The 4086-nt window shown below is 66.0% G+C and carries 4 protein-coding genes; 2 read left to right on the top strand and 2 right to left on the bottom strand.

Annotation, left to right across the window (positions count from 1 at the left end; translation table 11 throughout):
* On the bottom strand, positions 1 to 917 hold a 917-nt coding region (locus AC5Y36_RS25630), incomplete at its 3' end, for an NADP-dependent oxidoreductase (RefSeq protein ID WP_500043787.1).
* Between the two features lie 151 nt (positions 918 to 1068).
* Positions 1069 to 1719, bottom strand: coding sequence for an HD domain-containing protein (locus AC5Y36_RS25635; RefSeq protein WP_500043788.1), 651 nt, complete (start codon positions 1717 to 1719; stop codon positions 1069 to 1071).
* Between the two features lie 138 nt (positions 1720 to 1857).
* On the opposite strand from AC5Y36_RS25635, the gene AC5Y36_RS25640 reads away from it, so the two are divergent.
* Positions 1858 to 2802, top strand: a complete 945-nt coding sequence (locus AC5Y36_RS25640) for a GlxA family transcriptional regulator (RefSeq protein ID WP_500043790.1) — start codon at positions 1858 to 1860, stop codon at positions 2800 to 2802.
* Positions 2803 to 2879: 77 nt separating this feature from the next.
* Positions 2880 to 4085, top strand: coding sequence for an MFS transporter (locus tag AC5Y36_RS25645; RefSeq protein ID WP_500043789.1), 1206 nt, complete (start codon positions 2880 to 2882; stop codon positions 4083 to 4085).
* Position 4086: the final 1 nt, after the last annotated feature.

Below are 4086 nucleotides of genomic sequence, written 5' to 3' on the forward strand. Positions count from 1 at the left end.
TCGTCGGTGACCGAGACGATGGTCTTGCCGCGGCTGCGACGATCGGGATCGAACGCCGAAGGCGCGTCGGCCAGCGAACATATCGATCCGAGGTTCGGACGCAGTCGGCCGTCGACGACGCGGTTTTCCAGCGCGACGAGACCAGCCCGGTCGGGTTCGACGACGAAGAAAATTGTGCGTACCTGCGCCGGTTGAACCTGCGGTGGTTCAGCGACGGAAACCAGCGCACCGCCGGAACGCACCAACGACGCTGAACGCGTGAGGGTTTCACCGCCGATCACGTCGAACACCACATCGACTTCGCCAACGTCCTCGAGCCGGTCCCCGTGCAGATCCAGGAATGCGTCGGCGCCCAGGCCCAGCACTGTGTCGCGGTGTTCGGCGCGGCCGCTGCCGATCACGTGCGCTCCGACCTCATGAGCGAGTTGCACCGCTGTCGAGCCGACAGCCCCGGCGGCGCCATGAACAAGAACGGTCTGCCCGGCGACCAGATGTGCGTGGTCGAAGAGCCCCTGCCAAGCGGTCAGTCCGGAGATCGGCAACGCGGCGGCCACCGTGTGCTCAATCTGCTGCGACAACGGCGCAAGATTGCGGGCCTCCACTGCGACGTACTCGGCCAGTGAGCCATTGCGCGCCCAGTCGGTGGCGCCAAAGACCCGCTGGCCCACAGCCAACCCGGTGGTTCCGGGGCCCAGTTCGGCGACGACACCCGAGACTTCGTGCCCGGGGACGCTGGGCGTGCGATCGCGGCCCGCGCGGTCAGTCCAGGTCGCCGGCCAGTCGAGCTCACCCGGCGTGATACCGGCGGCGTGGACCCGCACAATGACGTCGTTCTCCGCGGCATAGGGGTAGGGGATTTCGGCCAGCGAAAGCCCACGATGGCCCGCATCGCGGTCAGTTGCGATGATTGCTTGCACGATTCCTCACCCTACCGTGGTCACGTCCACCGCCAAGGGTGGTGAGGCGGAAAGCTGGGCCTGTGCGATGAAACCTCATGTACGGGAGGCGGATTGGCTTCCGGGCGCGCCGGCAACTCGCGGAAGCTGTCCGTGAATCAGCGAGCACCGGCTACTCCGGCCACGTGCTGTTGAGAATGCTGTCGACCAAGTTGCCCCGTTTGAACGTGGGGTCGAAGTGCGCCAGCACGTCGGCGTTCATCGTTCCGAAAGTGGAGTCCGGACGATGTGTCATACCGTCGTTGAAGGCTGCCAGGATGCGGTTTTTGAAGTCGGGGCGCGGATGGGCCGCGATCACCGCGTCGATGTCCGCCGCGGCGAGATCCCCTCGGCCGACACCGACCACATCGGTCTTGACACCGGCGGCGAGTAGTGCGGTTTCGGGGTCGAGGCGTCCGGTGATCTCCGGTGTCGTGTGCAGGGCAATGCCGAGCCACACTTTGTCGGCGTCGGTCTGCGGGACGCCGCGTTCCAACAGGAACTCACGCGCCGCGTCGGCGCCGTCGATTTCGAAGCGCTGGCTGGACGTGCGGTAGCTGGCGGTGAGCCCGAAGTCGTGAAACATCGACGCGACATAGAGCAGTTCCAGGTCCGGTTGTCGCCCCGACCGACGAGCGTGCAGGACGCCGAACAAAAACACCCGACGGGAGTGGTGGAACAGCACGTCGTCCTCGGCACTGCGAATCAACTCGGTTGCCTCGCGGGCCAGCGAGGTATCGGGTATCACGACGTCAGCGATGGTTTCAATCCGCTGAGCGACCATGCTCGGTCTCCTTGGGTTGCTCGATCAGCCACCAGTGTGCAGCCGAGATGAGTTCGCCAGGCGGGTCGGATGAGCCGCCTTCACCACGGATTGGGACACAATGAGTCCGTGGCCGAACCCAGCGCACCGTCGCGGGACATGGTGATCGTTGTCTTCGACGACGTGACGATGCTGGACGTCGCCGGAGCAGGTGAGGTCTTCACCGAAGCCAACCGCTTCGGTGCCGATTACCGGCTCAAGATCGCGTCGGTGGATGGACGCGACGTCACTACCTCGATCGGGACGCGGCTGGGCGTCACCGACGCCCTCTCCGCGATCGAGTCCGCCGATACCGTCATGGTGGCCGGCAGCGACAATCTGCCGCGGCGGGCGATTGACCCCGAACTCGTGGCGGCGATCAAGTCGGCGGCTGAGCGCACCCGGCGGCTGGCCTCCATCTGCACCGGGTCATTCATCCTCGCCCAAGCCGGCCTGCTGAACGGACGTCGCGCCACCACCCACTGGCACGACGTCCGGTTGTTCGCTCGCGCCTTCCCCGAGATCACCGTCGAGCCGGACGCGATCTTCGTCCGCGACGGCGATGTCTTCACCTCGGCCGGGGTGTCGTCGGGCATCGACTTGGCGCTGGCGCTCGTGGAAATGGATCACGGAACCGAGCTTGTCCGCGCCGTTGCACGGTGGTTGGTCGTCTACCTCAAGCGGGCCGGTGGCCAATCGCAGTTCTCAACGCTGGTCGAGGCCGATCCGCCGCCGCAGTCCGCGCTGCGAGCGGTCACCGATGCGATTGCCGCCGATCCCGCCGCCGACCACCGGGTGACACGGCTCGCCGTGCGGGCGAGTCTCAGCACGCGCCAGCTGACCCGACTGTTTCGGTCCGAACTGGGGATGACGCCGGCCGACTTCGTCGAAATGGTCCGCATCGATGCTGCCCGCGCGGCACTCGACGCCGGTCACACCGTCACCGACACCGCGCGCCTCACCGGCTTCGGCAGCACCGAAACCCTGCGTCGGGCATTCGCCGACCGCCTCGGCGTCTCACCGAAGGCCTACCGAGACAGATTCCGCACCGCCATCGGTGGGTGAGAACGCCGGCAGCGCATCCAGGAACCTCACAGGATCAAATCCGCGCCAACGCCCACGCGTGGTGATTGCATGGGTCGGTGAACATCGGGGTCAGCCAGGCCATCACCGCGCGACGTGGTGTCCAGTTGGCGGTCGCCACCTGGGTTTCACTCATCAATTTCTGGGCGTGGAACCTGATCGGCCCGTTGGCGATGACCGACGCGACGCAGATGGACTTGACCAGTACCCAGGAGTCGTTGCTGGTGGCCGCCCCGATCATGGTGGGGTCGCTGGGACGCCTGATCGCGGGGCCGCTGACCGATCGGTTCGGCGGGCGCACCATGTTTCTGGCGGTCTCGTTGGCCGCGGTTCCGCCGGTGCTGGCGGTTGGGGCCGCCGACGCAGCGGGCAATTTTCCGCTGCTGTTGGTGTCGGCGTTCTTCCTGGGGGTGCCCGGGGCAGTGTTCGCCATCGGTATCCCGTTCGCCAACAACTGGTATGAGTCAGGTCGTCGCGGGTTTGCGACCGGAGTGTTCGGGATGGGGATGGTCGGTACCGCGTTGTCGGCGTTCTTCACACCTCGGTTCGCCCGGTGGTTCGGCACGTTCGAGACCCACCTGATCATCGCGGCTGCCTTGGCGCTCACAGCAGCGCTGTGCGCGCTGGTGCTGCACAACGGCCCGCAGTTCGTATCCAACACCGCACCGGTGGTGCCCAAACTGCGTGCCGCTCTGCGGTTGCGGGTCAGCTGGGAGATGTCGTTTCTGTACGCGGTGGTGTTCGGCGGGTTCGTGGCGTTCGCGAACTTCCTGCCCACCTACATCCACAACATCTACGGGTTTCCGCCTGTTCAGGCAGGTAGCCGCACCGCCGCATTCGCACTGGCCGCTGTGCTGGCCCGGCCCGTCGGCGGGGCGTTGGCCGACCGCATCGCACCCAAGTACGTGGTGCTCACCTCGCTGGCCGGGGTTGCCCTGTTGGCGTTCGTCGCGGTGTTCCAGCCGCCCCCGGATATATGGTCTGCGGTCACCTTCATCACACTGGCGCTGTTTCTAGGCGTCGGCACCGGCGGAGTATTCGCCTGGGTGGCTAGTCGTGCCCCGGCTGGTTCAGTCGGCTCGGTTGCCGGAATCGTCTCTGCTGCTGGCGGTTTGGGTGGTTACTTTCCGCCATTGGTGATGGGCGCAACCTATGACACGGTGCACAACAACTACACCATCGGGTTGCTGTTGTTGGTGGCTACCGCCGTGATCACGTTCGGCTACACCGCGCTGGGTCTGCGTACCGACGAGCGGGCGGACTAGG

The sequence above is a fragment of the Mycobacterium sp. NGS50 genome (assembly GCF_059812545.1).

Bases quoted from the DNA above. Each gene is read 5' to 3' on its own strand.
- AC5Y36_RS25640 (WP_500043790.1), top strand. From the start codon at position 1,858: ATGGTGATCGTTGTCTTCGACGACGTGACGATGCTGGACGTCGCCGGA.
- AC5Y36_RS25635 (WP_500043788.1), bottom strand. From the start codon at position 1,719: ATGGTCGCTCAGCGGATTGAAACCATCGCTGACGTCGTGATACCCGAT.